This window comes from Actinophytocola sp. (assembly GCF_045807065.1).
Lineage (GTDB): Bacteria > Actinomycetota > Actinomycetes > Mycobacteriales > Pseudonocardiaceae > Actinophytocola.
Map to the genome: position 1 here is coordinate 1 of NZ_JBJMIE010000624.1, position 3,339 is coordinate 3,339.

Genomic DNA, 3,339 nt, shown 5'->3' on the forward strand with positions numbered 1-3,339 from the left:
CGACAGTGCCACCGCGGCCCCGACCGAGTCCTGCGCGGTCTGCAGCGCGGACCCGGGCAGTGCGCCCAGCGCGCCGCCGGCCAGGTGCGCCGCCCAGATGGAGGTGAACACCGAGCCGACCACCGCCACCCCGAGGGTGCCCTTCTTGACGTCGCGGCCCGGTCAGGACGGTGCCGGTACCGGCTCGGCGGCCACCGGTCCGGCCTCGACCCGGGCCGGCTGGCCCTCCGGGTTGTCCATGCCCCGCATGCGCTGCGAGATCACCTGGGTGATGCCGTCGCCACGCATGCTGACGCCGTACAGGGCGTCCGCGATGTCCATGGTCGGCTTCTGGTGGGTGATGATGATCAGCTGGGAGTTGTCGCGCAGCTCCTGCAGCAGACCGATCAGCCGGCGCATGTTGACGTCGTCCAGCGCCGCCTCCACCTCGTCCATCACGTAGAACGGCGAGGGGCGGGCGCGGAAGATCGCCACCAGCATGCCCACCGCGACCAGTGACTTCTCGCCACCGGACAGCAGCGACAGCCGCTTGATCTTCTTGCCCGGCGGCCTGGCCTCGACGTCGACGCCGGTGGTCAGCATGTCGTCCGGCTCGGTGAGGATCATCCGGCCCTCGCCACCGGGGAACAGCGTCGAGAACACCGTCTCGAACTCGCGGGCCACGTCGTGGTACGCGGCCGTGAACACCTCGAGGATCTTGTCGTCGACCTCCTTGACCACGGTCAGCAGGTCGCGCCGGGTCGCCTTGAGGTCCTCCAGCTGCGTGGACAGGAACTTGTAGCGCTCCTCCAGCGCGGCGAACTCCTCCAGCGCGAGCGGGTTCACCTTGCCGAGCAGGGACAGGTCCCGCTCGGCCCGCTTGGCCCGCCGCTCCTGCGCCGCCCGGTCGAACGGGATCGGCTGCGGCTCGCTGACCGTCTCGCCGCGTTCCTTGGCGGCTTCGTACTCGGCCATCTCGATCGGCGACGGCGGCACCGGCACGTCCGGGCCGTACTCGGCGACCAGGTCGTCCAGGCCGATGCCGAAGGCTTCGGCGATGCGGGTCTCGAGCTGCTCCAGCCGCAGCCGCTGCTCGGCACGCAGCACCTCGTCGCGGTGCACGGCGTCGGTCAGCTTCTCCAGCTCGGTCGACAGCTCGCGCACGCGGTTGCGGACCTCGGCGAGCGCCCGCTCCCGGTCGTACCGCTCGGCCTGCACGGTGTCCCGCTCCTGCGCGGCCGCCCGCAGGGACAGCGCGATCCGCTCCAGCGCCAGCTCACCGCTCTCGACGACGGCCCGCGCCACGGCCGCGCCGTACGCGCGCTTGGCCATGGCCCGCTGGGCTCGCTCGCGGGCCTCCCGCTCGGCCCGCGCGGTCCGGCGCAGCTCCTCGGCCTTGCCGTACAGCGCGCGGTGCCGTTCCTCGGCCGTGCGCAACGCCAGCCGCGCGTCCATCTCCCGCTGGCGCGCGGTGGCCAGCTGGGCGGTCGCCTCGTCCCGCTCGGCGGTGTCCGGTTCGGCGTCCAGGACGGTCTCGTCCTCTGCCGTGGCCAGCCGCTCCTCCAGCTCGGCGAGCCTGACCAGGTTCTCCTCGCGCGTCTGCTCGACCCGCGTGCGCTGCGTCTGGACCCGCTCGGCCTCGGCCTGCGCGGTCTGCACCGCTTTCCGCATCCGGGACAGCCGCTCCTGCGAGCGGGCGGCCCGCACGTTGGCCTCGTTGCGTGCCTCGGCGGCCGCCTGCACGTCGGCCTGGCGCGCCTTCAGCTCCTCCCGCGCACCGGCCAGCGCGGCGGCGGCCCGCTCGGCAGCGCTCTCGGCGGCGGCGAGCTTCTCGTTGGCCTCGTCGACGGCGGCCTGGACCTCGATGACGCTCTGCACGCGGGACGTGCCGCCGACCGCCCAGTGCGTACCCAGCACGTCGCCCGCGTTCGTGACCGCCCGCACGGACGGGTGGGCGTCGACGATCAGCCGGGCGATGGGCAGCGACTCCACGACCGCGACCCGCTCCAGCGCCTGGGCGACCGCCGGCCGCAGCGGCTCCGGCGCCCGGACCAGGTCGACGGCCCACCGCGCGCCTGGGGGCAGGGTCGGCCAGCCGGACCGGTCGGTGTGCCCGTAACCGCCGACGACGATGCCCGCGCGGCCCGCGTCGGAGCCGCGCAGCAGCTCCAGGGCGGCGACCGCGTCGGCACCGGAGGCGACGGCCACCGCGTCGGCGACCGGGCCCAGGGCCGCGGCCAGCGCGGCCTCGGCGCCCGGCTCGACGGTCAGCAGCGCGGCGACCGAGCCCAGCAGCCCGGGCAGCCGGTCACCGGCCGCGAGCAGCACGCCCGCGCCGTCCTTGCGGTTGAGGCCCATCGACAGCGCGTCGACGCGGGCCTTCCACGAGGCGATGTCCTTCTCGGCGGTCCGCTCGGCGCGGACCAGCTCCTCGACGCGGGCCTGCGCGGCCTTCTGCGCCTCCTTGGCCCGTTCGAGCCGCTCGACGACGCCGGCGTCGTCGGAGTCCTCGATGCCGGACTCCTCCTGGGCCTCGGCCAGCTCGACCGCGGCCGCCTCGGCCCGCTCGGTCGCCTCGACCAGGGCCGTGGACAGCCGCTCGATCTCCTCGGCCGTCGCGTTGGTCTTGCTGCGCAGCGCCTCGACCTGGCCGGCGAGCCGCGCGAGGCCCTCCCGGCGGTCGGCGACCGCGCGCACGGCCGCGAGGTGCGCCTTCTCCGCGGCCTGGACCTGCTGCTCCAGCTCGGCGCGCCGCTCGGCCGTCTCGCCGAGCATGCCGCGCGCGACCTCGACGTGCACGCCGAGCTCGGCCTCGCGGATGGCCGTCTCCTCGGCCTCCGCCTCCAGCTCCTCGGGATCCTGGCCGCTCGTCTGCAGCTCGACCGCGGCGGACAGGTGCCGCTCGCGCTCGACCGCGAGCCGCACCGTGCCACGCAGCCGCTCCTCCAGCGCCGAGAGCCGGTACCAGGTGTCCTGGGCGGCGGCCAGGCGCGGCGCGTCGGCCGCGAGTGCGTCCTCCAGGGCCGTCAGCTTCGAGTCGGCGACCTCGAGGAGCTGCTCGACCTCGTGCCGGCGGGCGCGGGCCGCGGCCTCGTCGGCCTGCTCCTTGGCGATCTCGCCGCGCTGGATGACCAGGTCGTGCGCGTGCAGGCGCAGCCGGGAGTCCCGCAGGTCGGCCTGCACGGACTGGGCCTTGCGGGCGATCTCGGCCTGCTTGCCGAGCGGCTTGAGCTGGCGCCGCAGCTCGGCGGTGAGGTCGGTGAGCCGGGTCAGGTTGGCCTGCATCGCGTCGAGCTTCCGCAGCGCCTTCTCCTTGCGCTTGCGGTGCTTGAGGACGCCGGCCGCCTCCTCGATGAACGC

General features: G+C 74.9%; 1 protein-coding gene. It reads right to left on the reverse strand.

Annotated features, from left to right (window positions below; genetic code table 11):
- Positions 1–162: 162 nt before the first annotated feature.
- Positions 163–3,339: chromosome segregation protein SMC (gene smc / locus ACJ73U_RS36410; protein ID WP_407782300.1), on the reverse strand; the 3,177-nt coding region annotated here is incomplete at its 5' end.